Genomic DNA, 25,400 nt, shown 5'->3' with positions numbered 1-25,400 from the left:
GGCTGCACGGGGGCCGGCTTTGCTGCAGACTTTCGGCATCGCAAGCCGGGATGCAACATGAAGATCGTCGAAGTCCGCCATCCGCTGGTGCAGCACAAGCTCGGCCTGATGCGCCGCGCCGACAACAGCACCAAGACCTTCCGCGAGCTCGCCGCGGAGGTTGCCACCCTGCTGACCTACGAAGCGACGTCGGACCTCGAAACCGAGGAAGCCGAAGTCGACGGCTGGGCGGGCACCGTGCGCGTGCGCAGGATCAAGGGTCGCAAGATCACCCTGGTGCCGATCCTCCGCGCGGGCATCGGCATGCTGCCCGGCGTGCTGGAACTGATTCCGGCGGCGAAAGTCAGCGTGGTCGGGATCAAGCGCGACGAGGCGTCGCTGGCGGCGGTGCCCTATTACGAGAACCTGGTCGGCGACATGGCCGATCGCACCGCGCTGGTGCTCGACCCGATGCTCGCCACCGGCGGCACCCTGGTCGCCACCGTCGACATGCTCAAGGCCGCCGGAGCGGCGCGCATCAAGGGCCTGTTCCTGGTCGCAGCCCCGGAGGGACTCAGGGTGCTCGAAGCTGCGCACCCGGACGTGGAGGTCTACACCGCCTCGATCGACGAGCGCCTCAACGAGAGGGGCTACATCCTGCCGGGACTCGGGGACGCGGGCGACAAGATTTTCGGTACGCGGGTCGGATAGCGTCGACAGTTGCTGCAATCACGCCTTCGACAGACGCATTGTACGGGGACGACCAATCATCAATCGGCGGCGAACAGATCATGCATAAATTCGTACTTCCGATCCTGTTGGCCCTGCTTCTCTGCACGTCATGCAGCGCACCGCACCCGAGGCAGCAACCCGACCGCGTGCTGTTTGTTGGTAACAGCCAGCTTTACGTCGGCAACGTTCCTGCGGTCGCTGCCGCGCTTGCATCGGCAAACGGGCATGCATTCCATAGCGACATGATCGTCAAGGGCGGGGCGACGCTCGCCGAACGCGTGGCCGACGGCTCGGTCGAGCAGGCCCTGGCCGGACGTGCCTACACGATGCTCGTGCTGCAGGAGCGTGGCGGGGACCTGATGTGCTCGTTTGGTCCCGATTCGTGCATCCAGTCCCGACGGGCAATCAGGACGCTCGCAAGGCTCGCCCGGAAAAACGGCACGGCCGTCGTGCTCCTGGGAACGTATCAAACCCTGCCATCCGCATCCCGCAGGCTGGTCGAGGCGGAATCTTCCGCGGCTGCGGCCGCCGGCATCCCGTACATCGAGGTTTCGGAGAATCTGCAGGATCTGCGCAGCGCGGAACCCGGGCTCACGTGGTTCTACATCGACGGCATGCACCCCGGAAAGGACCTGGTGCTTCTCGACGCGATCCTCCTCTACCGGCACCTGACCGGATCCGACCCGGCTGCAAGGGACTTCATCGCCGACGCCCCGATCTACACGAGCAATAGCGGCCTTGCCGCAAGCCTGCGGGCAGCGGATGATCCGCCGCCTCAAGCGGGCACGCCACGGGCCGCGTCGTACACCGCCGCGACGATCGAAGAACTGCTGGCCGTCATCAACCGGGGCGAGGGGCGCCAACGGTGACCCAGCCGGTCAGCCATGGCATCCAACTCTGCTGCTTCCCTCTCGCCACTCCGCGGAGTAGAGCGACATCGGCATCGCCGACCCACGAAGTCGTCAGGCAGCTGGCTTGCCCCGGCGCCGGTGACGCGCGGCAACCACCAACGCCAGCAACACGACGAATCCTGCGGCAAAGATCACCCACGTCGGCCGATCCCGCGACGGCGGCTGCGCGTTGACTTTCAGGTCCCGAACAGCGGTGGTCGGCGCGACGGCTCCCTCCCGCAAGGCCCATGCGCCGTCCTTCAGCACCAGCCGGCCTGCCAGCGGCGGAAGCACCAGTTCGCGCCAGGTGACGCGCAGGTCGCCGACTCGCGGTGACAGCGGATTTTCGGCGCTTCCCAGGCCGTCGCCTTCGGGCTGGAAGGTCGCCGACATGTTGCCCGGCAACGCGGAGAAATTCGGCCGGAACGACTGCCACTTGCCGAGCGCGGCGACGACATCCGCCGGCACTGGCTGGCCGTCGACGCTGACCGGCGCGCGCCACTCGCGTTCCCGCAGCGGCATCTCGCGCGGGTTCTCGTGGCCCGGCGCGAACCCGGACGAATCCACGCGCGCGCCGCGCCACTGCAGCGCGTAGCCGCCGCCGGCGCGGGTCCACTGGTACATCTCGACGTGACGCTGCAGGCCGGAATGACGGGTGGTGACGCCGAAGTCCGGGTCGCGCGGCGCCTTGCCGATCCTGGCTTCGCCGCGTGGCGACGCGCCTTCGGCCGCGGTCGCGTGCGAAAAAGCAGCCCCCGGCAACCAGGCCATCGCGCACAGCAGCAGTGCCGCGCACCATGATCGCGCGCGCAGGCGGGCCCGGGCCGGCGCGCGCGCGTCGCGATCGTGCACCTGCATCAGCCCAGCACCCTCGCCCGCAGTTCCGCGGTCTCGTGCGTGGTACCGAAGCGGCCCTTGTCGTCGCGCGACAGCTGCGCCAGCGCAATCGCCGGGTCGTGGGTAAAGAACAGGTGCACGTTGCGCGCGAACTTGTCTTCGAGAAATGTCCGCTTCTCGTCGATCAGCAGTTCGGCGTTGCGGTCATAGCCCATGGTGATGGGCACGTGCACCCACGGCTTGCCCGGCACCAGGTCGGCGCAGAACACCACGCCGCCGTGGGCCTGGCCGTCGATGCGTTCGGGCCCGACGATCTCGGCCAGCATCAGCCCCGGCGTGTGGCCGTCGCTGTAATGGAAGCGCACCGCGTCCCCGAGTGCGCGCGAGCGGTCACCCTCGACGATCTCGAGCCGGCCGCTGGCTTCGAGCAGTGCCGGCAGCTCCGGGATGTAGCTGGCGCGGTCGCGCGGATGCGGATGCCGCGCGCGTTGCCACTGCTCGGCGCCGACGAGGAAGGTGGCGTTCGGGAACAGCAGCTCGGGCGCGCGCCCCTCCGCCCACGCCGCCAGCAGGCCGCCGGCGTGGTCGAAATGCAGGTGCGAAAGCACCACCACGTCGATGTCGGAATGCTCGAACCCGGCTGCGCGCAGCGATTCGAGCAGGACGTGGCGATCCTCCACCACGCCGTAGCGCTCGCGCAGCCTGGGCTCGAAGAACGCGCCGATGCCGGTCTCGAACAGCACGGTCTTGCCGGCCAGCGGGCTGGCCAGCAGTGCCCGGCAGGCCAGTGGAATGCGGTTGGCGGCATCGGGCGCCATCCACTTGGCCCACATCGCGCGCGGCGCATTGCCGAACATCGCGCCGCCGTCCAGCTGCTGACTGTTGCCCGAAATCGACCAGAGTTTCATCGCGCCATGATCCGTGACCGCATGCCCGGCATGGTAACGCGCCGGTGCTTGAACCTTGCTATTCGGAAGCCGCCGAAAAATACAGAACGAACGCACCCTTCTCCGGCTTCGAGGCCGCCACGGCCAGCGGGGCCAGCGCTCCGGTTGCAGCCACCACGCCCTCGCCCTGCGCATCGGGCTCGCCTTCCACCAGGCGCAGGCGGCTGCCGCGCCAGGCCTTGACCGCGAGATGGGCCGCCTTGCCGGGCGTGATCTCGATGTTGCTGCCGACGTCCTCAGGCAACGCCACGTTGCGCCCGCCGGTATCGTCCAGGTCGTCCTGCTGGAATACGAACAGCGGCTCGCCGTCGAGCTCGACCGCGAATCGCCAGTCGGTGCTGCCGACCGAGCCATCGTGCTGCACGGCGATGCGGTCCAGGCGCAGGTGCACGGTGCGCGGTCCCGCCGACTCCGCGGCAGGCGCGGGCGCGGCGGCGGGCTGCTGCACCGATGGCTGCGCCGCCTGCTGCGGCGTCGCCTGCCGGTCGCCGCGCGTGTTGACGTAGACCGCGGTCAACGATGCGATCAACGCCGCGGCGCCGGTCAGGATCGCCGGCAGCACGTGCAACAGGGGTTTCTTGTCTTGGTCCGGCATTCGGATACTCGTGGTTCGATGCGCGCGTCAACGTCAGGGCGACAGCTGCACCTTGGCCGCACCCACCGGATTGCGCGGGTCGGTGCCGCCGGACAGGGTGCCGGTCGCCTTGTTCCATTCCACGGTCTGCAGGTTGCCCCAGACATGGCTGGAACGGCGGCCGTCGTCGCCACCCTCCTCGTCCGGAACATCCACCGTGTGCCCCATCGCACGCAGTCCCTTCACGACATCGGGCGTGAACGCATCGGTTTCAGCCTGGATCACGTCGGGCATCCACTGGTGGTGGTATCGCGGCAGCGCGGCGACCTGCTGCGCGTCCAGGCCATCGTCGTAGCCGAGGATGCCGAGCAGCACCATGGTGATGATGCGGCTGCCGCCGGGCGTGCCGAGCACGGCGACCTTGTCGGCCGATTCCATGAAGGTCGGCGTCATCGAGCTGAGCATGCGCTTGCCCGGCTTGGGGGCGTTGGCATCAAAGCCCATCACGCCGAAGGCATTGGGCGTGCCCGGCTTCAGCGCGAAATCGTCCATCTCGTCGTTGAGCAGCACGCCGGTGCCGGGTGGGATCAGGCCGGAGCCGTACAGCAGGTTGACCGTCTGGGTCGCGGCCACGCGGTTGCCGTCGGCGTCGATGATCGAGAAGTGGGTGGTCTCCTCGTCTTCCAGCGGCGTCTGCTTGCCCGAGAGCATGTCGCTGGGCGTCGCCTTGTCGGGATTGATCGTCGCGCGCAGGCCGGCGGCGTAGTCGGCGCTGGTCAGGGTGCGCTGCGGAATCTCCACGAAGTCCGGGTCGCCGAGATAGAACGTGCGGTCGCGATAGGCGCGGCGCATAGCCTCGACGACCAGATGGGTGCGGTGCGTGGCGTCGAGCTTCGACAGGTCCCAAGGCTCAAGGATCTGCAGCATTTCGGCCAGCGCGATGCCACCGGACGAGGGCGGCGGCGCGGTGGTGATCTTCCAGCCGTCGTAGTCGAATACGATCGGCGCGCGTTCGCGCACCTGGTAGGCGGCGAGTTCGGCAGCGGTCCACTTGCCGCCTTCGTCGTGCACGCCCTTGAGCAGCTTCTTCGCCGTTTCGCCGCGATAGAAGCCGTCGAATCCCTTCTCGGCCAGCAGCTCCAGGGTGTGCGCCAGGTCGGGCTGGCGGAAGATGTCGCCCTCGGCGATCGGCCTGCCGCTGGCCAGGTACACCGCGCGCGTGCCCGGGTAGCGATCCATCACGTCGCGACGCGAAGCGTAGCCCCGGGCCATGCGCGCGTAGACGGGAAAGCCTTCGCGCGCGATGCGCATCGCCGGCGCGAGCGTCGTCTTCAGCGGCAGCTTCCCGTACTTCTCGGCCATGTGCACGAACGCCGCCGGCAGGCCGGGGATGCCGGCCGACCACGGTCCGTTCATGGCCCGGTCGCGGTTGAACTCGCCGTTTTCCAGCAGGTATTCGGCTTCGGTCGCCGCCGCGGGCGCGGTTTCTCGCGCGTCGATGAAGACGTCCTTGCCGGTGCCGGCGTCGTGCAGCAGGAAGAAGCCGCCGCCGCCCAATCCCGAACTGATCGGCTCGACCACCGACAGCGTCGACGACACCGCGATCGCCGCATCGAACGCGTTGCCGCCTTCGCGCAGGACCTGCAGCCCCGCCTCGGTGGCCAACGCATGGCCCGAGGCGATGGCAACGCCGGGCGGATGCGCGGCCGGCGTTGCGGCGCGCGGCGCCGCCACAGCAGGCGCGAGGGCGAGCAGCGAAACAAGCAACAGGTGTGCGATGGCTTTCATGCGAACTCCAAAAACGTGGAGGCAGGGCTCGAGGCCGCCTAGCATCAGGCCTCGGCTTTTCCGGCCCGGTATCTCAGGACAAGGCAGTCGACACCACGACCGGTGGCGTCGGCGCTTCGGCCAGGCGCGGCGCTGCGCCGCTGTCCTCTGCCTGCAGTCGCCGCAGCTTGGCCAGCAGGCTTTCCCGCCCTTCAACGTGGTCCGGATCGGGATCGATGCATTCGACCGGACAGACCACGACGCACTGCGGTTCGTCGAAATGGCCCACGCATTCGGTGCAGCGGGCCGGATCGATCACGTAGATCGCTTCGCCCTGCGAAATCGCCTGGTTGGGACAGGCTGGCTCGCAGACATCGCAGTTGACGCAGAGTTCGTTGATCTTGAGGGACATGCTGGTGGTGTATGCGACCGGGCAAGGCGCCTGGACCTGCTCCTCCTTCAAAAAAGGAGGTCCGGGATGGGGAAGGTGTCGTTGCCGGCGAGGTTGATCGCCCGCTTCACCGCCCCTCCGGACCTCGCGCGAAGGAGGATTCAGTGCATCACTTGGCTTCGATGAACACGTAGTCCACGCCGGCCGGGCTGACGGCAGCCTTGACCCGCGGATCGTCGGCCGCGTCGCCGATGAACAGCACGCGCACGCCCTTCATGGTGTCGGCGGGCACGTCCTTGAACGAGGCAATCACGATGTCCGCCATTTTGGCCGAGGCCGGCGACGCGTAGGCCAGCATGTTGCCGGCGATGATGCCGCGGGCGACGTCGGTCTCGGCTTTTTCGGCGAGCCGTTCGTAGGAACCCTCGAAGCCTTCGGAGTTTTCACCCGGCAGCAGGTACACGTAAGGCTGGTTGCTGACGCCGCCCATGTTGCGGGTCACCGCGTCGGATACGTAGGTGCGCCATGCGGCGATGTCGTCGCCAGCCGGCGCGGCCACCGGCGCCTTGACGGTTTCCTTCGGCGCTTCTTCCTTCTTGCATGCCGCAAACGGCAGCACGAGGCAGGCGACGAGGAAGACTTGCAGCGCGCGGTGGCTCAGGATGTTCATGGAGAAGGTTTTCATGTGGCTCCCCTGGACGGGTGGTTGGAGGGTGGTGCTCATTCGCGGCTCCGCTGCCATTCGGCCTGCAGCGCGCGCGCCACGGCCGGCGGAACGAAATCGGTGACGTCGCCTCCCAGGCGCGAGATCTCGCGCACCAGTGATGACGAGATGAAGCCGTACTGTTCGGCCGGGGTCAGGAACAAGGTCTCGACCTCCGGGATCAGGTGCCGGTTCATGCTGGCCAGCTGGAACTCGTACTCGAAATCCGACACCGCGCGCAGGCCGCGCAGCAGGACGCCGCCGCCGACTTCCTTCACGAAGTGCGCCAGCAGCGAATCGAAACCACGCACCTCGACGTTTTCGTGGTGGGCCAGCGCCTCGCGCGCCAGCTCCACGCGCAGCGCCAGCGGCAGCGCCGGCCCCTTGCCGGGGCTTGCGGCGACGCCGACGATCAGGCGCTCGAACAGCGGCGCGGCACGATCGACCAGGTCGACGTGGCCGCTGGTGATCGGATCGAAGGTGCCGGGATAGACCGCGATGCGGTTGCGGGCCACGCTCATGGAGTGCTCGTCGCGCTGTCGTCGGGAACCTGCGGCAGTGTAGCAGCGCCCCCGCCCGATCGACGGTACAGGGCGTGGCGTGCTTCGCGGCTGCCGCCCTCGCGGTGCGGGCGCCATCCGGCGCCTGGTTCGAGTCGGCGGTCGGCCGGCGATTCGAGGTACAGCCACGCGTCATCGGCCAGCCACGGCGGCAACGCCGCCAGCACCGCATTCCACAGGTCGTTGTCGAAGGGCGGATCGACGAACACGATGTCGAAACGCCCGTGCAGCGGCGCACGCAGCAGGGCCAGCGCGTCAGCGCGGACGGGCGTGGCTTCGCCGCCGGCGTGCAGCCGCTCGACCGTGGCCCGCAGCGATTCGACCAGCAGCGGGTCGCGTTCCACCAGCAGCGCTTCGCGGGCGCCGCGCGACAGCGCCTCGAGGCCCAGGGCGCCGCTGCCGGCGAACAGGTCCAGCACCCGCGCACCGGGCAATGCCGGCTGCAGCCAGTTGAACAGCGTCTCGCGCGCACGGTCGGAGGTGGGCCGCAAGCCAGGCATGTCGGGCACCGGCAAGCGGGTGCCGCGCCAGCGCCCGCCGATGATGCGCACGCTGCCTTCGCGGCCGCCCGTGGCCGCTTTCGCACTGCGGGATTTCATGCGGTCGCTTCGATGCCGGGTGCTACCATGATCGACCATTTTCCGCGCTCGCGCGGACAATTTCATTCCCCCACCGCATTGGCGACGAATGGTCAGTTTCTTCCGCCGCAAGAAGGACAAGGGTGCGGCCGCCGGCACCGACGGCGAGACCCGCAAGGGCGGCCTGGACATCGAGGCGCTGGCCGCGGCGTTTCCCAAGGCGCCGGGCGCGCCGGAATCCTCCAATGCGGCAACGCCCGATGCCGCCATCCCCGCCGCCGGCACGGTCGCCGACGGCGACAAGCCCGCGCCCGAAGCTGCCCCGCCGATCGCCAGCGACGTGCCGGCACACCCGGTCGCGCCGGCCCTGCCCGCGCAGGGCGCAATGCAGGCGCCGGCGCTTTCGATCGACGTTGCCGCGCCGCCACCTCGGGTGCAGGAGAAGCCCGCTGCCGCACCCGGCAAGCCCGGCTGGCGCGAACGCCTGCGCGGCAGCGGCATCGCGCGGGGGCTCGGCGGACTGTTTTCGCGCAACCCCAAGCTCGACGACGACCTGCTCGACGAGATCGAGACCGCACTGATCACCGCCGACGTCGGCGTCACCGCCACCACGCAGCTGGTCGAGCACCTGCGCAAGCGGATGAAAGCGCGCGAGTTCAGCGACGCGCGCGCGCTGCTCGTGGCGCTGCGGGCGGAGCTGGTCGCGCTGCTGCAGCCGGTCGCCAGACCGCTGGTGATCGACGACCGCGCCAGGCCATTCGTGATCCTCACCGTCGGCGTCAACGGCGTCGGCAAGACCACCACCATCGGCAAGCTGGCGCGGCGCTACAAGGACGAGGGCCGCAGCCTGATGCTGGCCGCCGGCGACACGTTCCGCGCCGCCGCGGTGGCCCAGCTCCAGGCGTGGGGCGAACGCAACGGCGTGCCGGTGATTGCGCAGGGGCAGAACGCGGACGCCGCATCGGTCGCATTCGACGCGCTGCAGGCGGCGAAGGCACGCGGCGTCGACGTGCTGATTGCCGACACCGCCGGCCGACTGCACACGCAGCAGGGGCTGATGGCCGAGCTGGGCAAGATCAAGCGCGTGCTCGGCAAGCTCGATCCGGCCGCGCCGCATGAGGTGCTGATGGTGATCGACGGCACCACCGGCCAGAACGCGCTGTCGCAGCTGCGCCAGTTCCACGCCGCGGCCGGGGTCACCGGCCTGGTCGTGACCAAACTCGACGGCAGCGCCAAGGGCGGCGTGGTGTTCGCGCTGGCGCGCGAGTTCGGCATTCCGATCCGCTACGCCGGCATCGGCGAACGCCCGGAGGACCTGCGCGTGTTCGACGCCGAAGCCTTTGTCGACGCGCTGCTGCCCGGTGAGCTGGGCAGCGCCTAGTCCGGCGGCGGCGCATCGTTCGCTGCCGCCATCGCTGAAGCCATGCAGGAGCGGCCTCGGCCGCGAGCTTCTCGCTTCGCCTGGTCTCCTCGCAAACGGCGCGCAGATCAAGCCGCTCCCACAGGATTGCTTGCACCGGCAAGGCACGGCGACTCCATCCTTCACGGTGAGAAGCCTATCGTCCTTGATGCCATGGCAGTCCATGCATCGGGCGCAGGAACCGACCCCACCGGCAATACCATCGGACGCCGCCGATGCATAAGAAGCGCGCGATCATTCTCCTCGCCGCCGCAGCCGTGCTCCTGGTCCTGCTTGGGCTGGGCCTGTCCCTGCTCCTCCAACCGCAGCGCGTCACCGGCTTCGTGCTCCACACGCTCGGCAAGTCGCTGGGCCTGGAAATCACCGCCACCGGCACCAGCGAATACCGCCTGCGCGGCGGCCCTCTGCTGGTCGTACGCAACGTGGCCGTGCACGAGCCGGGCGCCGAAACGCCGCTGCTGCGAGCACAGCGCATGCATGTCTCGGTGCCGTGGTCGACCGTGCGCAGCCGCGGCGAGCAACTGGACATCACCCGCATCGAACTCGATGCCCCGGTGCTCGACCTGCCGGCGCTGCAGCACTGGCTGGCGACGCGCCCGCCCGGCAAATCGCGCATGCCCACGCTCAGCGATGGCCTGCAGGTCAGCGACGGACGCATCGACGGCGACGGCTGGCGCGTCGACGGGCTCGCGATCTCGCTGCCACGATTTCAGCCGGACCGGCGCGTCGAAGGGCGCGCCTCAGGGCGCTTCGCGGCGGGCGAGCTCGCACTGCGCTTCGACCTGGCCGTGGCCATGTCGCGACCGGCCAACGACGCCGGCATCGCCATCGTCGGCCCGGTGACGGCTTCCTCCGGCAGCTGGCGCCTGCCGGCAAGGGTCTGGCTCTCCGCGCCACTGCACTTCGGCGACGACGGCATCCGCAGCCAACGCCTGCGCGCGCGCGTGGGCGGCCGCTACGAATCCGGTGATACCCGGCTGCCGTTCGCTTTCGCGATCACCTCGCCGCTCTTGCTGCGCGGCGGCACGCTGGCGCTCGCCCCGGCCGGCATCGCGCTGCGCGGCGACGGCCTGGTCCCGGACATCGATGCCGGCGGCACGCTGGCCCACGGCAAGCGCCTGCTGCTCGACATGGAAGGCAAGCTCGCTGACTGGCCCGAAGCGTGGCCGGCATTGCCACCGCCAATCGGCGAGTCCGATGCGCCGCTGCCGTTCACGCTGCACTACCTGGGCCGCGCCAATCTGTCCGACCCCGCCTCGCTGCGCCTGCGCCGCGACGAGACCCGGCTCGATGCGCGCTTCCGCCTGCCCGACGTGACGACATGGATGGCGTCGGCGGCGAACGGGTCGCCGCTGCCGCCGCTGTCGGGCCATCTTTCCACGCCGCGACTCGAGATCTCCGGCGCGCAGCTCGAGGGCGTCGAGATCCGGATCGAAGATCCCTCGCTGCCACGGGACGCCGCGCCATGAGCGCGGCGCGCGATGTCGACACGTTCGCCACAAGCCTGCTGGCCTGGTTCGATGTTTCCGGCCGCCACGACCTGCCCTGGCAGCATCCGCGCTCGCCGTACCGCGTCTGGCTGTCGGAAATCATGCTGCAGCAGACGCAGGTGCGGGTGGTGGTGCCCTACTTCGAGCGTTTCGTCGGCGCCCTGCCGGACGTGGCATCGCTGGCCGCAGCGCCGCTCGACGACGTCCTCGCCCTGTGGTCGGGGCTGGGCTACTACGCCCGCGCCCGCAACCTGCACGCAGCGGCTCGAGCCTGCGTCGAACTCCACAGCGGCGACCTGCCTCGGGATTTCGACGCACTGGTCGCCCTGCCCGGCATCGGCCGGAGTACCGCGGGGGCGATCCTGTCGCAGGCCTGGGGCGACCGCTTCGCGATCCTCGACGGCAACGTCAAGCGCGTGCTGTGCCGCTACCACGGCATCGAGGGCTGGCCCGGCCTGCCGAAGGTGGAGAAAGTGCTGTGGGAAATCGCACAGTCGCACCTGCCCTCCGCGCGAATGGCCGACTACACCCAGGCGCAGATGGATTTCGGCGCCACCCTGTGCACGCGCCACGATCCGGCATGCGTGCTGTGCCCGCTGCAAGGCGGCTGCGTTGCGCTGGCCACCGGCCGCGTCGCCGTGCTGCCGACAGCAAAGCCCGGCAAGCCCTTGCCGGAGCGCAGCGCCCACGTGCTGCTGCTGCGCGATGCGGACGGGCGCGTGCTGCTGCAGCGGCGCCCAACCACGGGGGCGTGGGCCGCGCTGTGGTCGCTACCGGAGGCCGCCACGCACGCCGCGGCCCGCGAATGGTTCGGGGGGCATGTCAATGGCGACTACGACCACGGCGAACCGCTCGAGGCGATCGCCCACGGTTTCACCCACTACCGGCTTGCGCTGCAGCCGCTGCGTTGGCGCGAAGTCGCGATGCGCGACACGGTCGGCGACAATGACGACCTACGCTGGGTGGCACGCGACGAACTTCGGACGCTGGGCATCCCGGCGCCGATCAGGACGCTGCTCGAAACGCAGCTCCGCCCCGAACACGAGGATCCACCGACATGAGCCGCAGGGTGCATTGCCAGTATGAGAACAAAGACGCCGAGGGCCTGGACTTCGTGCCTTGGCCTGGCGAACTGGGCAGGCGCGTGTTTGCGGGCATCGGCAAGGCCGGCTGGGCGGCCTGGCTGGCGCACCAGACCATGCTGATCAACGAGAACCGGCTCTCGCCGCTGGATCCCAAGCACCGGGCCTTCCTGGAGACCGAGATGGAAAAGTTCCTGTTCTCCGGCGGTTCCGAAGCGCCGGCCGGCTACGTGCCCGAAGACCCCGCCGCGGGCTGATCGCGCGCGGACTTTTCCGCCTGCTTGATCGCCTTGACGTCGAGCGGGCGGATCTCGCTGATCTGGCACGGAATGTCCATCGTCCCCGAGCCCAGCGGCACCACCTTGTCGAATTTCGCGCTGACCCGGTTGAGCTGGCTGGTCACGGTAATGGCAGGCGCGAAGTCGATGCCCGGGCAGCGGCCGGAGAGCTCCAGCAGCCAGGCTTCGCTGGGCTTGGTCCACACCGCGACCGCGCTGTCGCCGAGCGGGGTCCAGCCGTTGATCTGGCCAAAGAACTGGAAACTGCGCACGGGCGCACCGGCGTGCGCGCGATAGGTGGCCAGCTCGTCGGCATCGCTCATGCCCGTGCTCGCGCAGGACGCGGTCGCCATGACCAGGGACAGCCACACAAGGGTCGGGAAGGTTTTCATCGCGGCTCCATATCGCGGTGCGATTGCTTGCGGAGCCCCGATCATGCGCCGCCACCGCGCAGGATCCGGTCAAGCCTGTCGCCGCCATTCAGCCGGGATGCGGATTGGCTTGCCGCCTGTCGCCCGGCCCCGTATCATCTCGCCCTCGCACGGCCCAGCGCCGATGCGTTCCGGCCGGGTAGCTCAGTTGGTAGAGCAGGGGATTGAAAATCCCCGTGTCGGCGGTTCGATTCCGTCCCCGGCCACCACAAGTACACCGTTCGCCTCGCTTCTTCAGAGCGGGGCGTTTTCGTTTTGTGCGGGTGCGCCAGGCCGCGCATGCCCGGCCAGGGCTTGGTGCCCAAGGACCGCGGCACTGATTGACGACTCGCGAGGAAAGTGGTCGGGTTGGCGCATTTTCCGAGCATGGTCTGCACGGCCGCAACCGGAGTCCGCGCAGGTCGGGGCACGGGTTTCCGCGCGCTCTTGCCCGGGTTCTGATCAAGACCTCTGTCGGCCTTCGGCATGCACCGGCGCGATGCCCTTTACACACGACGTGCCTGCGACCTGCTCTATCCTCGCCTACCCAGCGAAAGCAACCCCAGATCAGTGGTCTCTTCCGATGGTGCGCAGCGAGCGCCTCCTTGCCATTCTCCAGGCCCTGCGCGCGCGTCGCCGGCCCGTGACGGCGAAGGCGCTGGCCGAGCGCTTTGAAGTCAGCGAGCGAACGATCTATCGCGACATGCGCGTCCTCGCAAGTCGCGGCGCCGTCGTCGAAGGCAGTGCCGGGGTCGGCTATCTGCTCCGAGGCGATTACTTCCTGCCTCCACTGAGCTTCAACCAGCAGGAAGCCGCTGCGATTCTCCTGGGCCTGCGCTTCGTGCTGCGTCGCGGCGACCCCGCGCTGGTCGAATCCGCTTCGCATGTGCGCGCGAAACTCGCTTCGGCCGCGCCTTCCCGTTTCGATGACCATGGCGCGCGTCTGGCGCCGTTCCTGGTTGGCCCGCCGAGAACCCCAAGAGACGCGACGCTCGGCATCGTGCGGCAGGCGATCAGCGAGGAACGCAAGCTCCGCCTGCGCTACCGATCGGCTGGCAAGCAGGCGCGCCAGCGCGTCGTCTGGCCCACGGTGCTCGGCTGGTTTGACGAAATCGAAATGCTCGGCGCCTGGTGCGAGACGCGCCGGGCGTTCCGCAATTTCCGCATCGATCGCATCGAGCTTGCCGAGGTCCTGGCCGAATCGCCGCCCCGCTCTCGACAGGAACTCCTCGCGGAGTTTAGACGGCTCGAACCCAAGGCCGAGTTCTAGCGACTCCTGACAGGACCTGACACTGCCCTCGCCCACGCTGGTGCTTTCCGAACAGGAGCTGGTCATGCACGCCATCATGGGTGGAACGGGACATGTCGGGTCTGCCGTTGCAGAAGCACTGCTCTGGCGCGGCGAGCAGGTCATCGTCATCACCCGCGCTGTCGACGGCCCCTCGCGCCTGCGCGACCAGGGAGCGCGCTTCGCCCAGGCCGATGTCGAGGACGTCGACAGTCTCCGCGCTGCCTTCCGTGGCGCGAAGCGCGCCTTTCTGCTGAACCCCCCTGCCGATGTCGCACAGGACACTGACACCATCGAGCGGCGCACGGCTGCCAAGATCCTCGAAGCGCTGGAAGGGGCAAGCCTGGAGAAAGTCGTCGCTGCGTCCACCGGCGGGGCGCAGGAAGGCGAATGCCTGGGCGACCTGAATGTGCTTTGGGAGCTGGAGCGGGGTCTTCGCCGCCAGCCGATTCCTGCCGCGATCAATCGTGGCGCGTACTACATGAGCAACTGGGACGGGCTGCTCGAATCGGTCGAAACAACCGGAAAGCTGAGCACGATCTTCCCGGCCGATCTTGCGATCCCGATGGTCGCACCTGCGGATCTGGGCAGGTTCGCCGCCGATCGCCTGCTTTCGGGGACGGATGACATCGCGATCCGGGAAGTCGAGGGGCCCGAACGCTATACCGTCCGCCAGGTCGCCGACGCTTTTGCGCGTGCGCTGGGCAAGCCGGTGGGACTCGACATCACGCCGCGCGCCGGGTGGAAAGATGCATTCCTCAGCCAAGGTTTCTCGGAGAAGGCGGCCACTTCCTACGCGCGAATGAGCAAAGCCAGCGTCGACGGCGGATTCGAGTTCAGCGATACGCCGTTACGCGGTACGGTCAGCCTGCAGCGCTACATCGCGGAACTGGTTGCCCGGCGTCACGAGGGCAAGTGACGATGCGCACTTCCGACAGCCAGCCCGGACGGGTGTGGCGTGCGACACATGCCGTAGCGGCGTAGCGAACCCGACGTGGGCCGGATTGTCTTCGCGCCGGTGAAACGCGCGCTGCGTATCCGGCGGTACCTGACCCGGTGTTGATGCCGGCGCACCGGCACCGCTCGGCCCTGGGCCGATGCCTCGCGGCGACCGGAACCCAGCCCCCAACAGCGGCTTCGCGCCGAGCCCATACGCCGTGGTATTTTCCGGTCCTCCTCTCTACCCACTGGGGATCGGTCATGCATCGTCGCGGGTTGTCGTTCCTGTTTCTCGCAGCAGCCACCGCGTTGCTGCTCGGCGCCTGCAGTAACGGCCCGGTGCGGCGCGTGTCCGAACCCAGCGCCAGCATCCAGCAGCTCACGGTGCGCGCCGATGGCAGCTGGTCGGTGGAGCTGCGCCTGCAGAACTACAGCAGCATCCCGATGCGTTTCGAGGCGATCGACCTGGCGGTGACCCTTGGCGACCAGCCCGCGGGCACGTTGCAGGGCAACGCCGGCATCTCGATCGGCCCGGAGTCGGCCGACGTGGTGACCCTGACCCACACCCCCACTTCGGCGGCGCGCATCGCGCTCGCCGACGCGCTCGGCGGCAACCACGGCATCGGCTACGCGCTCGAAGGCACGCTGCGGGCCGCTCCCGAGGACAAGGGCTCGCGCAGCTTCGACATCAAGCGCACCAGCGGCCTGACCCCGGTCCCCGGCCTGCCCGGCGTGCTGCGCTAGCGCACCCGGCGACCACCGTCGTCGCCGCATTCGCCAACCCCATCCGAACTGGAAACAAGATCGCGGCATGAGCACCTACCAGGCCCCCCTGCACGACATCCGCTTCGCCCTCCACGATGTGCTCGGCGCCGAGGCGCTGTTCGCCAGGCTCGGTTTCACCGAAGCCACCGGCGACATCATCGACGCGGTGCTCGACGAATCGGCACGCTTCACCGAAACCGTGTTGGCGCCGCTCAACCGGGTTGGCGACGAGGTCGGCTGCGGCTACGACCAGGCCACCGGCGCGGTCACCACGCCGCCGGGCTTCAAGCAGGCCTACGCGCAGTTCGTCGACGGCGGCTGGTCGGGACTGGCGTCGCCGGTCGAGTTCGGCGGCCAGGGCATGCCGCATCTGGCGGCGATCCCGCTGAAGGAAATGATCGACGCGGCGAACCTGGCCTGGGGCAATTTCCCGCTGCTTTCGCACGGCGCCACCGAGGCCCTGCTGCATCACGGCGAAACATGGCAGCAGGAGGTCTTCCTCAAGCCGCTGGTCGACGGCCGCTGGACCGGCACCATGTGCCTGACCGAGCCGCATTGCGGCACCGACCTGGGCCTGCTCAAGACCCGCGCCGCACCGCGCGACGACGGCAGCTTCGCGATCACCGGCACCAAGATCTTCATCACCGCCGGCGAGCACGACTTCACCGACAACATCGTGCACCTGGTGCTGGCGCGGCTGCCGGACGCCCCGGCGGGCAGCAAGGGCATCTCGCTGTTCATCGTGCCCAAGCTGCGCGTGGACCGCGACGGCCACGTCGGTGAACGCAACGCGGTGCGCTGCGGCGCGATCGAACACAAGATGGGCATCCACGGCTCGGCGACCTGCGTGATCAACTTCGATGACGCCCAGGGCTGGCTGATCGGCGAGCCCAACAAGGGCCTGATGGCGATGTTCACCATGATGAACACCGCGCGCCTGGCAGTGGGCCTGCAGGGCCTGGGGCTGGCGGACCGCGCGTACCAGAACGCGCTGCGCTATGCCCGCGAGCGGCTGCAGATGCGTTCGCTCACCGGAGCCAAGTTCCCCGACAAGCCGGCCGATCCGATCATCGTCCATCCCGACGTGCGCCGCATGCTGCTCACCCAGAAGGCGCTGGTGGAAGGCGGGCGCGTGCTCGGCTACCACGCCGCCTCGCTGGTGGACATCGTCGCCCATGCCGACGACGCCGGCGAGCGCGAACGCGCCGACGCCCTGCTCGGCTTCCTCACCCCGATCGTCAAGGCCTGCCTGACCGAATGGGGCGTGGAGTGCACCTACCACGCACTGCAATGCTTCGGCGGCCATGGCTACATCGCCGAGCACGGCATGGAGCAGCTCGCGCGCGACGCGCGCATCACCACGCTGTATGAAGGCACCACCGGGATCCAGGCCCTGGACCTGATGGGTCGCAAGACGATGCAGCTGCAGGGCGCCGGGCTGCGCGTGTTCCTCGGGATGGTCGAGGCGTTCTGCCAGGCGCACGCAGAGGACGGGGCGCTGCGCGAGTTCCTCGAACCGCTGCGCGCCAAGGCCGGCGAATGGCAGGCGCTGACGCTGGCGATCGGCAAGCGCGCAATGGGCGACGCCGACGAGATCGGTGCCGCCGCATACGACTACCTGTTCTATTCGGGCTACATGGCGCTGGCCTACTGGTGGGCGCGCAGCGTTGCCGCCGCGGATGCCTCGTCGCAGCCGCAGGCGTTCAAGGACGCCAAGCGCGAGACCGCGCGCTTCTACTTCGCCCGCATCCTGCCGCGCACGCTTGCGCACAAGGCCGCGATCGACAGCGGCGCTGCGTCGCTGATGACGATGGACGCCGACCGGTTCGACTGAAACCTGGCCGCGGTACCAGCGCCAGGTCAGGGCGAGCCGAATCCGGCGACAGCGCGATACAGCGCATCCGATGCCCCGTACGACGCCTCCGCCTGCCCGACCGTGGCGTCGGCGACTGCGGGCGCGCGCACGCGCTACCAAAACGCAAACAATCGGGTATAAGCTGGTCGCCCGATGGAGACCGACAGAGCGAATCTTCGCCTGATCCGGACCGGGGACCTCGCGGACCCGGCTGCCGCCGCTTCGACCCATCGCACCGCTGACCCACATCCCGCGCGACTCGATGCCGTGCGCCTGCTCTCGCTCGACGCCCACGGCCGCGTGCTCGACTGGATGAGCTGGCAGGATGCCACCTGCCTGTATGCGCGCGGCGCGGTGGCGTGGACCCTGGGCGACCCCTGCCTGGTGGTGTACGGCGGCACCAACCGTCTCAGCGGCGAACGCAGCGTCCAGCCCCTGCACCCGATCATCGCCGCCCGCGGCCACGCCCGCGCGCACGCCCTCGATCCCACGCCTGCCCTCACCAACGCCGCACTGTTCGCGCGCGACCAGCACCTGTGCCTGTATTGCGGCCGCGACTGCAGCCGCCAGCAGCTCACGCGCGATCACGTCAAGCCGCTGTCGCAGGGCGGGCGTGACAGCTGGGAAAACGTGGTGTCCGCCTGCTTCCATTGCAACTCCCGCAAGGGCGGGCGCACGCCGCAGCAGGCGTCGATGCCGCTGCTCGCGGTGCCCTATCGCCCGAGCTGGGTCGAGCATCTGATCCTGAGCAACCGCAACATCCTCGCCGACCAGATGGCGTTCCTGAAGCACCATCTCCCCAAGCGCTCGCGCCGCTTCGGCGCCTGATCGCATCCGCCTGGCTGCCCCTCGCGTTCGAGCGCGAACCGGCACGCGCCGCACGCTGCGACCTCCATGTTTTTCGAACGCAGTTGCAACTCGTCTGTCGCTGGCCTTCCCAGTCTGGTCCGTGCGGACGGGTTCCGGGCGCGGCTGTTCCCCGATGGACGCCCGTTCCATCCGCGCTACCCCGCGAACGCCAGTCGCGCGCGCTGCGCTCTACGTCTCACTTTTCCCGGATGCGCGGCCGATCGCGCCTCGCGGCATGGCAGCAACTGACGCGGACGGGCCACAAGCTGCCGCAGCACGCGCGTTGACGCGCGCCGCGCACTTGGCAACACTCGTGGGCTGCGAAACGCCGGACTGTGACGATGCCCTTGACCCTTGGCCTGACCGGGATGGATCCGGCCACCGAAACCGCACTGAAGGCCGCCTTCATCCACGCCAATGCGCGGATCGGCAGCCTCTGGCAGCTGGTGCCGGAAACCGAGGCCGAACACATCATGGTCGACATGGACAGCATGTACGGGCCGATGAGCTGGTTGCGCCTGCACGCCGCGGGCAAGCACGTGATCGGGCTGACCACCGCACCTCGCTCGCAAACCGATTTCCGGCTGGGGCGACCTTTCGACAGCGACTCGTTCTCGACCCTGCTGCGCGACGTCGCGGCCCAGGCCGGCGTCTCCGTGCCCGAGGCAGCCAGCGACTCCGCGCCAAGGGCCGCCGCCGCAGCGGATCTCGCACCGCCGGCAGCCTCCTCGCCCCCATCTCCTGCGCCGCAGCCCGCGCCGTCACCTCCCGCAGCCTCGCCGACGGAGCGCGTGCCAGGCACCCCGGCCGTCACGCAAACCGCATCCGATGCGACCGACGACCCCGCTCCGGCGATCGAAGAGCGCGCACCGGATTCCGCTGCACCCGTTGCAACCGCGGCTGCACCTGTTGCCGCCGCCCCACCGGCGACAGAGTCCGCCCCGCAACCAGCCGCACCGCGCGAGCGGCGCCTGGGCGACTGGCTCGCGCCCGGCGCCCTCGAACGCCGCGTGCGCTATCGCAGTGGCGATGGCGTCGTCCTGCTGATCGATCCGTCGAACCGCAGCTACCACGGCCCGGCGGCGCTCAAGCCGCTGGCCCCCGCGTTCGCGTCGGTGGTGCAGCGCGAAGACTTCGTGGATGTCGACGACGCGGACTGGAGCCGTGAAAGCACCGCAGCCGGCGCCGCGCAGCCGCTGCAGCGCCTGCAGTGGCTCGATGCCCTGCTGGCCGGCAAGGGTGCGCTGCTGCCCGGCCACGATCCCGACGGCCGCTACCGTCTCAACAAGTGGCCGCAGACCGAACGCGAGTATCCCAAGCATTTCCGCATCGCCACGGCGATGATGAAGGGCCCGGCGACGGTGCGTGAGCTCGCCGAGGCCAGCGGCATGCCGGTATCCGACGTAGCCGATTTCATCAACGCCAGCCTCGCCACCGGATTCGCCGACCTCGCTCCCGACGAACCCGTCGAGCCGATCGAGGCGACCAAGCCGACCGGCCTGTTCGGGCGCCTGCGCGGAAAATAACGCGCGCCGCCGCCCGGCGGCCCCCTCCGGCGACCTTGCCTGGCCGTACGTACGGTTTCGCGCAATGTCGCAATGCCGGCTGCCGCGGTGACGGCGCCGGCACAAGCGCGACGCCCCGCACGCCGCGCAAAAGCCGGTTTGCCTTGCCCGTCACGACGGTGGAGGGGAAAATGCCGGGATGATCGACTCTTCGCGCTATCCGCGCCTTTCGCGCATCGACTCCCCGGCCGAGTTGCGCCAGTTCGACGAAGCCGAACTGCCCGCCATCGCCGACGAACTGCGTGCCTACCTGATCGAATCGGTGGGCAAGTCGGGTGGTCATTTCGGCGCCGGGCTCGGCGTGATCGAACTGACCGTCGCCCTGCATGCGCTCTACGACACGCCGGACGACCGCATCGTCTGGGACGTCGGCCACCAGAGCTATCCGCACAAGATCCTGACCGGGCGCCGCGACGAGATCCACACCGTGAAGCAGGCCGGCGGCGTGGCGCCGTTTCCGAAGCGGGAGGAAAGCGAATACGACACTTTCGGCGTCGGCCATTCGTCGACTTCGATCTCGGCGGCGCTGGGCATGGCGATCGCCAATGCGCGCGCCGGCAACGACCGCAGGGTCGTTGCGGTCATCGGCGATGGCGCGATGACCGCGGGCATGGCGTTCGAGGCCCTCAACCACGCCGGCGGCATGGAACCGGAACCCGACCTGCTGGTGGTCCTCAACGACAATCGCATGTCGATCAGCGAGAACGTCGGCGGCCTGACCAAGATGCTCGGCCGCGCCACCGGCAGCAATACCCTCAACGCGCTGCGCGAAGGCGGCAAGAAGCTGCTCGGCGACAAGCGCAAGCCGGCGGCGAAGTTCGTGCGCCGCTGGGAGGAACACTGGAAGGGCATGTTCGTGCCGTCGACCCTGTTCGAGGAAATGGGCTTCCACTACACCGGGCCGATCGATGGCCACGACGTCAAGGCGCTGGTCGCCGCGCTGAAGGTGCTGCGCAAGCTCAAGGGACCGCAGCTGCTGCACGTCATCACCACCAAGGGCAAAGGCTACGAACTCGCGGAAGGCGACCAGATCGGCTACCACGCGGTGTCGCCGTTCGATCCCGAGCTGGGCGTGGTCAAGAAGCCTGGCGCGGTCAGGAAGGCGACCTACACCGACGTGTTCGGCGACTGGCTGTGCGACATGGCCGCGGCCGACGACAAGCTGATGGGCATCACCCCGGCGATGCGCGAGGGCTCGGGCCTGGTGCGCTTCAGCAAGGAATACCCGGAGCGCTACTTCGACGTCGCCATCGCCGAGCAGCACGCCGTGACGCTCGCCGCGGGCATGGCCTGCGAAGGCGCGAAGCCGGTGGTCGCTATCTATTCGACCTTCCTGCAGCGCGGCTACGACCAGCTGGTGCACGACGTCGCGATCCAGAACCTCGACGTGCTGTTCGCGATCGATCGCGGCGGCGTAGTCGGACCCGACGGCGCCACCCATGCCGGCAACCTGGATCTTTCCTACCTGCGCTGCGTCCCGAACATGGTGGTGATGGCGCCGGCGGACGAGAACGAGTGCCGGCAGATGCTGTCCACCGGCTTCCGCTTCGACGGCCCGGCCGCGGTGCGCTACCCGCGCGGCAGCGGCCCAGGCGTCGCGGTGCAACCCGAGCTCGATACGCTGCCGATCGGCAAGGCGCAGTTGCGTCGCCGCGGCGCGCGCGTCGCCTTGCTCGCGTTCGGGGCGATGGTGCCGGCAGCCGAACAGGTCGGCGAAGAGCTGGACCTCACCGTGGTCAACATGCGGTTCGTCAAGCCGCTCGACCGCGAGCTGGTCCTCGAACTGGCCCGCTCGCACGACGGATTCGCGACGCTGGAAGACAACGTGGTCATGGGCGGCGCCGGGTCGGCGGTGTCCGAACTGCTGAACGCGTCCGGCGTGGTCCTGCCGATCCTGCACCTGGGGCTGCCCGACACGTTCCAGCACCACGCCAGCCGCGAAGACCTGCTGGCCGAAGCCGGCCTGGACGTTGCCGGCATCCGCGCCGCCCTGCTGGCACGCTGGCCCGGGCTGGCCAGGCCGCCCCTGCAAACCGCGCGCACCGCGGCCAGCTGACGCGGGCGAAACCCTCGGCGTCGTCGCTGTTCGACTCACTCGGCAGCCGCGTCGCCGCGCGGATCGGGCACCTTGTTCGGCGAACGCTTCGCCGGATCGGGTCGCACTGCGCATCTGACGCCAACGTGGCTTGAATCGCCCGGTCCGATGGCATCGCGACGTGCAGCTTGCACTGATCGGTCGTGGTACGCCGGCGGCTGTCGCTGTCGGGCTGTCGCGGCGTTCACGCCGTCCGGCCTAGTGTCGAATGCCCCGCCTCCATCCGCCCCGCATGCCCGAAGGTCCGTCCCTCGTCATCCTGCGCGAAGCATTGCAACCGTTCGCCGGCAAGCGCGTGCTGCGGGTCGCCGGCAACTCCCGGCAGCCGATCTCGGACATCGACGGCAAGACCCTGCGACGCGTGCGCAACTGGGGCAAACAGCTGCTGCTGGAATTCGATCCGTTCACCATTCGCATCCACTTCCTGCTCTACGGCAGGTGGCTGATCGACGAACGCAAGGACGCGACGCCGAGGCTCTCGCTCGGCTTCACCCGCGATCGCGAAATCAACTTCTACGCCTGCTCGGTCCGCTTCCTCTCCGAGCCGCTGGACGAACTCTACGACTGGTCGGGCGACGTGATGGCCGACGAGTGGGATCCGGCGCAGGCGCGTCGCAAGCTGCGCGCAAGGCCCGACCGCCTGGTCGCCGACGTACTGCTCGACCAGGACGTGTTCGCGGGCGTCGGCAACATCATCAAGAACGAAGTCCTGCATCGCATCCGGCTGCACCCGGGCAGCCGGGTCGGCGCCCTGTCGCCGCGCAAGCTCGGCGATCTGGTGCGCGAAGCGCGCGATTACAGCTTCGACTTCTACCGCTGGCGCAAGGCGTTCGAGCTGAAAAAGCATTACCAGGTGCACACCAAGCAGACGTGTCCGCGCGACGGCCACCGCATCAGCTACGTGAAGTCCTTCGGCGCCGCCCATCGGCGCGCGTTCTTCTGCGAGGCGTGCCAGAAGGTCTACGAATAGGGGCAGGCTACGGGCTACGCATCAAGCGAGGCATTGCCGTGCACCAGCCGTCCTTCGCAGGTCATCAGCGGCTGTCAGGTCGACAACCTCGGCGCCGCAGCGGTCCTCTGCTCTGCCGCGCTGGGTCGTCGCCCGCTCAGGGCGCCTCGATCACGTAGCCCTTGGTCCGCAGCCGCTCGACGTAGCCCTCGGGCTGCAGCAGCTGGTTGACCGGTAGCGTGGCGAAGGTCGTGCGGTTTCGCGCCAACGCGTCTTCAGCCACCTGGATCCAGGTGTCGCCGACCCGTTGCACCACGTCGCCGAATCCCAGCCGCTGCGCCAGGCCGGTTTCGGTGATCGCGTTGACGCAATCGATGTACTGGTTGCGGAACGGCAGCGCGCGCAACGCGTCGATATCGCCGACCGCCCAGGCATTGGCACGCATCCGCATCGTGCCCAGGTCGGCTTCGATCCGCGACAGCGTACCGGCGAAGCAGCCCGCATCGTGCAGCGACATGGCGTTCAATTCCTTCAGCGCCGCCTTGGGATTCTTCACCACCAGCTTCACCTGCGCCGGCAGCAGCGGCACGCGCACGCGCTTGGCGGCCTTCTCCACCACCTGGCCGACACGGTCGTCCTGTTCCAGTCCCGATTTGCGCATCGCCGCTTCGTAGAGTTCCTGCGCGGCGAGGATCGGCCGGCGCTTCTCCACGGCCCGGTCGCGACCCAGGTAGCGTGCCTTGAGCGGCTGCCAGCGCGCATACAGGGCCGACGACACCACGTCCTGGAGCCTCTTGCCCTCCGGGTTGTTGCGCGCGCGCAGGAGCGACGGCACCAGCAGCAGCGAGCGGAAAAACCCGGTATCGGAACTCACCGCCACCGACGGCGGCAGGATCACCGCCTGAGAGCGGGCGATCACGTCCTCGACGTCGCGCGAAACCCAGTCCATGCGCTTGGGCAGCGGCGACAGCGTGCCCAGGATGTAGAGCACGTGGTCGCCCTTGGACACCTTCCACATGCCTGGACCTGGCTGCGCGCCCGATACGACCACTGTGTCCATGTCGACGATCGCGTCGCTGGGGGCCAGCGCTCCGTCCTGCACCGCGCGTTGCGCAACCACCTGTCCGTCCGCCGGCGCCGTGCCCGTCAGTTGCGAACCCGATTGCGCTTGGGCGGGAAGGGCGAGACAGGCGAGCAGGCACAGGCTGCGAAACAATGCGTGCATGGGGTTTCCTGAACAGGCAACGCGGCAATTGTAGGTCGGCTCGGGCGTCTTGCTGCCGACCGGTTCCGGGGCCCGGTACCAGCGAACCTGCCTGCGCCAGACAAACGAAAGCCCGCACAAGGCGGGCTTCGTCGATCAATGGTCGGGGTAGCCGGATTTGAACCGACGACCACTTGTCCCCCAGACTTGTTCCATGACAGCGGCATCGTCTTGAATTCAAAGCGTTTCCAATCGAATCAACAGGCTCCAGAACCGTCAGAATCGACCTAAACAGATCAAAGGGTTACACACCTGCAGGGTGATGGCTTCGCGAGAAATTTTCCGATGCGCACCCTGCCGGGTCATCGTTAGGCTGCTAATCAACAAGAGGGAACGTCCAATGCGCATCATCCTTGCAATCCTGCTGGCCCTGGCCAGCACCGCGGCCCTGGCCGACTTCAGCGTCCGCTTCGATCGCGGCGTCGTATCCGTCGGTGACAGCGCCGGATCCGTGATCCAGAAGGCGGGGCGCCAGCCCGACCGCATCGTGCAGCTGCAGAACCACTACGGCGCAGGCATCGGCGAGCGGTGGGAGTACTACCTCAACGGCAAGCAGGTGAACATCGAGTTCAGCGGCGGCAAGGTGACGGACATCACCGAGATCCGCGGCTGACCTAGCCGGCCCTCCACACCTGACGGGCTACCTCGTCCCGGATCTGCGCCTCGTGCCGGCAGGCCCAAGCCTCGATGCCCGCCCGGCCGGCGTCCAAGCTGGTGCACGACCGCGTAACCAGCGGCTCGCGGATGCTCCAGTGCGCCCACAGCCTGACGAACCAACTGCCGTCCAGACGATCAAGCAGCATGGCCACTTGAGTGCTATCGAGCACCAGCGCACTGTCTTGGGCGTCGTATTGGTGGCGCTTGGCCCAGCGGAAGCCTTCGGGGAGCATGCCGGCATGTTACCCGCGGCCGCCGCGCAGCTCGAGAGCGCCGGCGGTATGCTCCGCGGCATGACCCCCGACCAGACGGCCCGCCTCGCCGCCCTTGAGGCGTTCATGGTGGGCTACCGCCGCAAGGGGAAGACCTATCGCCAGTTCTGGGACGAGTTCTGGGCCGAGGCCGGCGACCTCTATGCGCACGCCGAGGCCGCAGGCCCGGACAGCGAGATATCGATAGCGCTCTACGACATCGTGGAATCCGCCGGCGAGGGGTTCAGCGCCAACCCAGCCACCATCGACGACGTGATGGAGTAA

Annotated in this window: 27 protein-coding genes and 1 tRNA gene; 17 read left to right on the top strand and 11 right to left on the bottom strand. The window is 68.7% G+C overall.

Annotation, left to right across the window (positions count from 1 at the left end):
- The first annotated feature begins 57 nt into the window (after positions 1-57).
- Positions 58-690 carry a uracil phosphoribosyltransferase gene (gene upp / locus ACFOM9_RS03145; protein WP_386706092.1) on the top strand — a complete coding sequence of 211 codons (633 nt, stop codon included), beginning with the start codon at positions 58-60 and terminating at the stop codon, positions 688-690.
- Between the two features lie 80 nt (positions 691-770).
- The gene (locus ACFOM9_RS03140; RefSeq protein WP_386706090.1) at positions 771-1,580 is read left to right on the top strand and encodes a hypothetical protein; all 810 of its coding nucleotides are present in this window, start codon (positions 771-773) and stop codon (positions 1,578-1,580) included.
- Between the two features lie 93 nt (positions 1,581-1,673).
- Here the strand turns inward: ACFOM9_RS03140 and ACFOM9_RS03135 are convergent, their stop codons facing one another.
- The 8 genes from ACFOM9_RS03135 to rsmD form a co-directional block, all read right to left on the bottom strand.
- Positions 1,674-2,459, bottom strand: coding sequence for a TMEM43 family protein (locus tag ACFOM9_RS03135; protein WP_386706088.1), 786 nt, complete (start codon positions 2,457-2,459; stop codon positions 1,674-1,676).
- Positions 2,459-3,346, bottom strand: coding sequence for an MBL fold metallo-hydrolase (locus ACFOM9_RS03130; protein WP_386706086.1), 888 nt, complete (start codon positions 3,344-3,346; stop codon positions 2,459-2,461). Before ACFOM9_RS03130 ends, ACFOM9_RS03135 begins: the two co-directional genes overlap by 1 nt.
- A 58-nt stretch (positions 3,347-3,404) precedes the next feature.
- The gene (locus ACFOM9_RS03125; protein WP_386706084.1) at positions 3,405-3,980 is read right to left on the bottom strand and encodes a hypothetical protein; all 576 of its coding nucleotides are present in this window, start codon (positions 3,978-3,980) and stop codon (positions 3,405-3,407) included.
- A 33-nt stretch (positions 3,981-4,013) separates the two neighbouring features.
- Positions 4,014-5,747 carry a gamma-glutamyltransferase gene (gene ggt / locus ACFOM9_RS03120; protein WP_386706083.1) on the bottom strand — a complete coding sequence of 578 codons (1,734 nt, stop codon included), beginning with the start codon at positions 5,745-5,747 and terminating at the stop codon, positions 4,014-4,016.
- A gap of 73 nt (positions 5,748-5,820) precedes the next feature.
- Positions 5,821-6,138 (bottom strand): YfhL family 4Fe-4S dicluster ferredoxin, encoded by a 318-nt coding sequence (locus ACFOM9_RS03115; RefSeq protein ID WP_386706081.1) that lies wholly within the window; start codon positions 6,136-6,138, stop codon positions 5,821-5,823.
- Positions 6,139-6,286: 148 nt separating this feature from the next.
- Positions 6,287-6,778 (bottom strand): hypothetical protein, encoded by a 492-nt coding sequence (locus tag ACFOM9_RS03110; protein WP_386707272.1) that lies wholly within the window; start codon positions 6,776-6,778, stop codon positions 6,287-6,289.
- 59 nt (positions 6,779-6,837) lie between these two features.
- Complete coding sequence (coaD, locus tag ACFOM9_RS03105; RefSeq protein WP_386706079.1) at positions 6,838-7,341, bottom strand: pantetheine-phosphate adenylyltransferase; 504 nt, start codon at positions 7,339-7,341, stop codon at positions 6,838-6,840.
- On the bottom strand, positions 7,338-7,979 hold the full coding sequence (rsmD, locus tag ACFOM9_RS03100; protein WP_386706077.1) for a 16S rRNA (guanine(966)-N(2))-methyltransferase RsmD: 642 nt from the start codon (positions 7,977-7,979) through the stop codon (positions 7,338-7,340). The genes coaD and rsmD overlap by 4 nt, the downstream gene beginning before the upstream one ends.
- 88 nt (positions 7,980-8,067) lie before the next feature.
- Here rsmD and ftsY point away from each other — a divergent pair, with 88 nt between their 5' ends.
- The 4 genes from ftsY to ACFOM9_RS03080 all read left to right on the top strand — a co-directional run bounded on the left by ftsY (position 8,068) and on the right by ACFOM9_RS03080 (position 12,207).
- Positions 8,068-9,339: a signal recognition particle-docking protein FtsY gene (gene ftsY / locus ACFOM9_RS03095; protein WP_386706076.1), complete on the top strand. Its 1,272-nt coding sequence runs from the start codon at positions 8,068-8,070 to the stop codon at positions 9,337-9,339.
- 254 nt (positions 9,340-9,593) lie between these two features.
- Complete coding sequence (locus tag ACFOM9_RS03090; RefSeq protein ID WP_386706074.1) at positions 9,594-10,847, top strand: hypothetical protein; 1,254 nt, start codon at positions 9,594-9,596, stop codon at positions 10,845-10,847.
- Positions 10,844-11,929 (top strand): A/G-specific adenine glycosylase, encoded by a 1,086-nt coding sequence (gene mutY / locus ACFOM9_RS03085; RefSeq protein WP_386706072.1) that lies wholly within the window; start codon positions 10,844-10,846, stop codon positions 11,927-11,929. Before ACFOM9_RS03090 ends, mutY begins: the two co-directional genes overlap by 4 nt.
- Complete coding sequence (locus ACFOM9_RS03080; protein ID WP_386706070.1) at positions 11,926-12,207, top strand: oxidative damage protection protein; 282 nt, start codon at positions 11,926-11,928, stop codon at positions 12,205-12,207. The genes mutY and ACFOM9_RS03080 overlap by 4 nt, the downstream gene beginning before the upstream one ends.
- On the opposite strand, the gene ACFOM9_RS03075 is transcribed toward ACFOM9_RS03080, so the two are convergent.
- Positions 12,177-12,620, bottom strand: a complete 444-nt coding sequence (locus ACFOM9_RS03075; RefSeq protein WP_386706068.1) for a DUF6491 family protein — start codon at positions 12,618-12,620, stop codon at positions 12,177-12,179. The two genes, ACFOM9_RS03080 and ACFOM9_RS03075, sit on opposite strands and share 31 nt — an antisense overlap.
- A gap of 172 nt (positions 12,621-12,792) precedes the next feature.
- Between ACFOM9_RS03075 and ACFOM9_RS03070 the strand changes: the two genes are divergently transcribed.
- From ACFOM9_RS03070 to ACFOM9_RS03030, 9 genes are all read left to right on the top strand, one after another.
- Positions 12,793-12,868: transfer RNA gene (locus ACFOM9_RS03070), tRNA-Phe, on the top strand.
- 353 nt (positions 12,869-13,221) lie between these two features.
- Positions 13,222-13,908: a helix-turn-helix transcriptional regulator gene (locus ACFOM9_RS03065; protein WP_386706066.1), complete on the top strand. Its 687-nt coding sequence runs from the start codon at positions 13,222-13,224 to the stop codon at positions 13,906-13,908.
- Positions 13,909-13,972: 64 nt separating this feature from the next.
- Complete coding sequence (locus ACFOM9_RS03060; RefSeq protein ID WP_386706064.1) at positions 13,973-14,845, top strand: NmrA family NAD(P)-binding protein; 873 nt, start codon at positions 13,973-13,975, stop codon at positions 14,843-14,845.
- Positions 14,846-15,126: 281 nt separating this feature from the next.
- Entirely contained in the window at positions 15,127-15,609 is a 483-nt protein-coding gene (locus ACFOM9_RS03055) for an NDR1/HIN1-like protein (RefSeq protein ID WP_386706062.1), read from the top strand.
- Between the two features lie 67 nt (positions 15,610-15,676).
- Positions 15,677-17,464, top strand: a complete 1,788-nt coding sequence (locus ACFOM9_RS03050; protein ID WP_386706060.1) for an acyl-CoA dehydrogenase C-terminal domain-containing protein — start codon at positions 15,677-15,679, stop codon at positions 17,462-17,464.
- Positions 17,465-17,638: 174 nt separating this feature from the next.
- Positions 17,639-18,313, top strand: a complete 675-nt coding sequence (locus ACFOM9_RS03045; RefSeq protein ID WP_386706058.1) for an HNH endonuclease — start codon at positions 17,639-17,641, stop codon at positions 18,311-18,313.
- 362 nt (positions 18,314-18,675) lie between these two features.
- On the top strand, positions 18,676-19,860 hold the full coding sequence (locus ACFOM9_RS03040; protein WP_386706056.1) for a hypothetical protein: 1,185 nt from the start codon (positions 18,676-18,678) through the stop codon (positions 19,858-19,860).
- 178 nt (positions 19,861-20,038) lie between these two features.
- A complete protein-coding gene (gene dxs / locus ACFOM9_RS03035) occupies positions 20,039-21,955 on the top strand; it encodes a 1-deoxy-D-xylulose-5-phosphate synthase (protein WP_386706054.1) in 1,917 nt (638 codons plus the stop codon).
- A 271-nt stretch (positions 21,956-22,226) separates the two neighbouring features.
- Positions 22,227-22,964, top strand: coding sequence for a DNA-formamidopyrimidine glycosylase family protein (locus tag ACFOM9_RS03030; RefSeq protein WP_386706052.1), 738 nt, complete (start codon positions 22,227-22,229; stop codon positions 22,962-22,964).
- 136 nt (positions 22,965-23,100) lie between these two features.
- On the opposite strand, the gene ACFOM9_RS03025 is transcribed toward ACFOM9_RS03030, so the two are convergent.
- Positions 23,101-24,168 (bottom strand): TraB/GumN family protein, encoded by a 1,068-nt coding sequence (locus ACFOM9_RS03025; protein WP_386706050.1) that lies wholly within the window; start codon positions 24,166-24,168, stop codon positions 23,101-23,103.
- A 379-nt stretch (positions 24,169-24,547) separates the two neighbouring features.
- On the opposite strand from ACFOM9_RS03025, the gene ACFOM9_RS03020 reads away from it, so the two are divergent.
- Positions 24,548-24,820: a hypothetical protein gene (locus ACFOM9_RS03020; protein ID WP_386706048.1), complete on the top strand. Its 273-nt coding sequence runs from the start codon at positions 24,548-24,550 to the stop codon at positions 24,818-24,820.
- Between the two features lies 1 nt (position 24,821).
- Here the strand turns inward: ACFOM9_RS03020 and ACFOM9_RS03015 are convergent, their stop codons facing one another.
- On the bottom strand, positions 24,822-25,097 hold the full coding sequence (locus tag ACFOM9_RS03015; RefSeq protein WP_386706046.1) for a hypothetical protein: 276 nt from the start codon (positions 25,095-25,097) through the stop codon (positions 24,822-24,824).
- A gap of 6 nt (positions 25,098-25,103) precedes the next feature.
- Here ACFOM9_RS03015 and ACFOM9_RS03010 point away from each other — a divergent pair, with 6 nt between their 5' ends.
- A complete protein-coding gene (locus tag ACFOM9_RS03010) occupies positions 25,104-25,400 on the top strand; it encodes a hypothetical protein (protein WP_386706044.1) in 297 nt (98 codons plus the stop codon).

Source organism: Luteimonas notoginsengisoli (assembly GCF_042648885.1).
Lineage (GTDB): Bacteria > Pseudomonadota > Gammaproteobacteria > Xanthomonadales > Xanthomonadaceae > Luteimonas > Luteimonas notoginsengisoli.
This window is presented reverse-complemented; position numbering and strand designations above follow the sequence as displayed.

Excerpts from the sequence above, each read along its gene's own strand:
- ACFOM9_RS03080 (WP_386706070.1), top strand. The coding sequence starts at position 11,926 with ATGAGCCGCAGGGTGCATTGCCAGTATGAGAACAAAGACGCCGAGGGC.
- ACFOM9_RS03045 (WP_386706058.1), top strand. The coding sequence starts at position 17,639 with ATGGAGACCGACAGAGCGAATCTTCGCCTGATCCGGACCGGGGACCTC.
- ACFOM9_RS03090 (WP_386706074.1), top strand. The coding sequence starts at position 9,594 with ATGCATAAGAAGCGCGCGATCATTCTCCTCGCCGCCGCAGCCGTGCTC.
- rsmD (WP_386706077.1), bottom strand. The coding sequence starts at position 7,979 with ATGAAATCCCGCAGTGCGAAAGCGGCCACGGGCGGCCGCGAAGGCAGC.
- ACFOM9_RS03065 (WP_386706066.1), top strand. The coding sequence starts at position 13,222 with ATGGTGCGCAGCGAGCGCCTCCTTGCCATTCTCCAGGCCCTGCGCGCG.
- ACFOM9_RS03115 (WP_386706081.1), bottom strand. The coding sequence starts at position 6,138 with ATGTCCCTCAAGATCAACGAACTCTGCGTCAACTGCGATGTCTGCGAG.
- ACFOM9_RS03040 (WP_386706056.1), top strand. The coding sequence starts at position 18,676 with ATGCCCTTGACCCTTGGCCTGACCGGGATGGATCCGGCCACCGAAACC.
- ACFOM9_RS03020 (WP_386706048.1), top strand. The coding sequence starts at position 24,548 with ATGCGCATCATCCTTGCAATCCTGCTGGCCCTGGCCAGCACCGCGGCC.
- ACFOM9_RS03130 (WP_386706086.1), bottom strand. The coding sequence starts at position 3,346 with ATGAAACTCTGGTCGATTTCGGGCAACAGTCAGCAGCTGGACGGCGGC.
- upp (WP_386706092.1), top strand. The coding sequence starts at position 58 with ATGAAGATCGTCGAAGTCCGCCATCCGCTGGTGCAGCACAAGCTCGGC.
- ACFOM9_RS03060 (WP_386706064.1), top strand. The coding sequence starts at position 13,973 with ATGCACGCCATCATGGGTGGAACGGGACATGTCGGGTCTGCCGTTGCA.
- ACFOM9_RS03025 (WP_386706050.1), bottom strand. The coding sequence starts at position 24,168 with ATGCACGCATTGTTTCGCAGCCTGTGCCTGCTCGCCTGTCTCGCCCTT.
- ACFOM9_RS03050 (WP_386706060.1), top strand. The coding sequence starts at position 15,677 with ATGAGCACCTACCAGGCCCCCCTGCACGACATCCGCTTCGCCCTCCAC.
- ftsY (WP_386706076.1), top strand. The coding sequence starts at position 8,068 with ATGGTCAGTTTCTTCCGCCGCAAGAAGGACAAGGGTGCGGCCGCCGGC.
- coaD (WP_386706079.1), bottom strand. The coding sequence starts at position 7,341 with ATGAGCGTGGCCCGCAACCGCATCGCGGTCTATCCCGGCACCTTCGAT.
- ACFOM9_RS03075 (WP_386706068.1), bottom strand. The coding sequence starts at position 12,620 with ATGAAAACCTTCCCGACCCTTGTGTGGCTGTCCCTGGTCATGGCGACC.
- ACFOM9_RS03015 (WP_386706046.1), bottom strand. The coding sequence starts at position 25,097 with ATGCTCCCCGAAGGCTTCCGCTGGGCCAAGCGCCACCAATACGACGCC.
- ACFOM9_RS03135 (WP_386706088.1), bottom strand. The coding sequence starts at position 2,459 with ATGCAGGTGCACGATCGCGACGCGCGCGCGCCGGCCCGGGCCCGCCTG.
- dxs (WP_386706054.1), top strand. The coding sequence starts at position 20,039 with ATGATCGACTCTTCGCGCTATCCGCGCCTTTCGCGCATCGACTCCCCG.
- mutY (WP_386706072.1), top strand. The coding sequence starts at position 10,844 with ATGAGCGCGGCGCGCGATGTCGACACGTTCGCCACAAGCCTGCTGGCC.
- ACFOM9_RS03140 (WP_386706090.1), top strand. The coding sequence starts at position 771 with ATGCATAAATTCGTACTTCCGATCCTGTTGGCCCTGCTTCTCTGCACG.
- ACFOM9_RS03055 (WP_386706062.1), top strand. The coding sequence starts at position 15,127 with ATGCATCGTCGCGGGTTGTCGTTCCTGTTTCTCGCAGCAGCCACCGCG.
- ACFOM9_RS03030 (WP_386706052.1), top strand. The coding sequence starts at position 22,227 with ATGCCCGAAGGTCCGTCCCTCGTCATCCTGCGCGAAGCATTGCAACCG.
- ACFOM9_RS03010 (WP_386706044.1), top strand. The coding sequence starts at position 25,104 with ATGTTACCCGCGGCCGCCGCGCAGCTCGAGAGCGCCGGCGGTATGCTC.
- ggt (WP_386706083.1), bottom strand. The coding sequence starts at position 5,747 with ATGAAAGCCATCGCACACCTGTTGCTTGTTTCGCTGCTCGCCCTCGCG.
- ACFOM9_RS03125 (WP_386706084.1), bottom strand. The coding sequence starts at position 3,980 with ATGCCGGACCAAGACAAGAAACCCCTGTTGCACGTGCTGCCGGCGATC.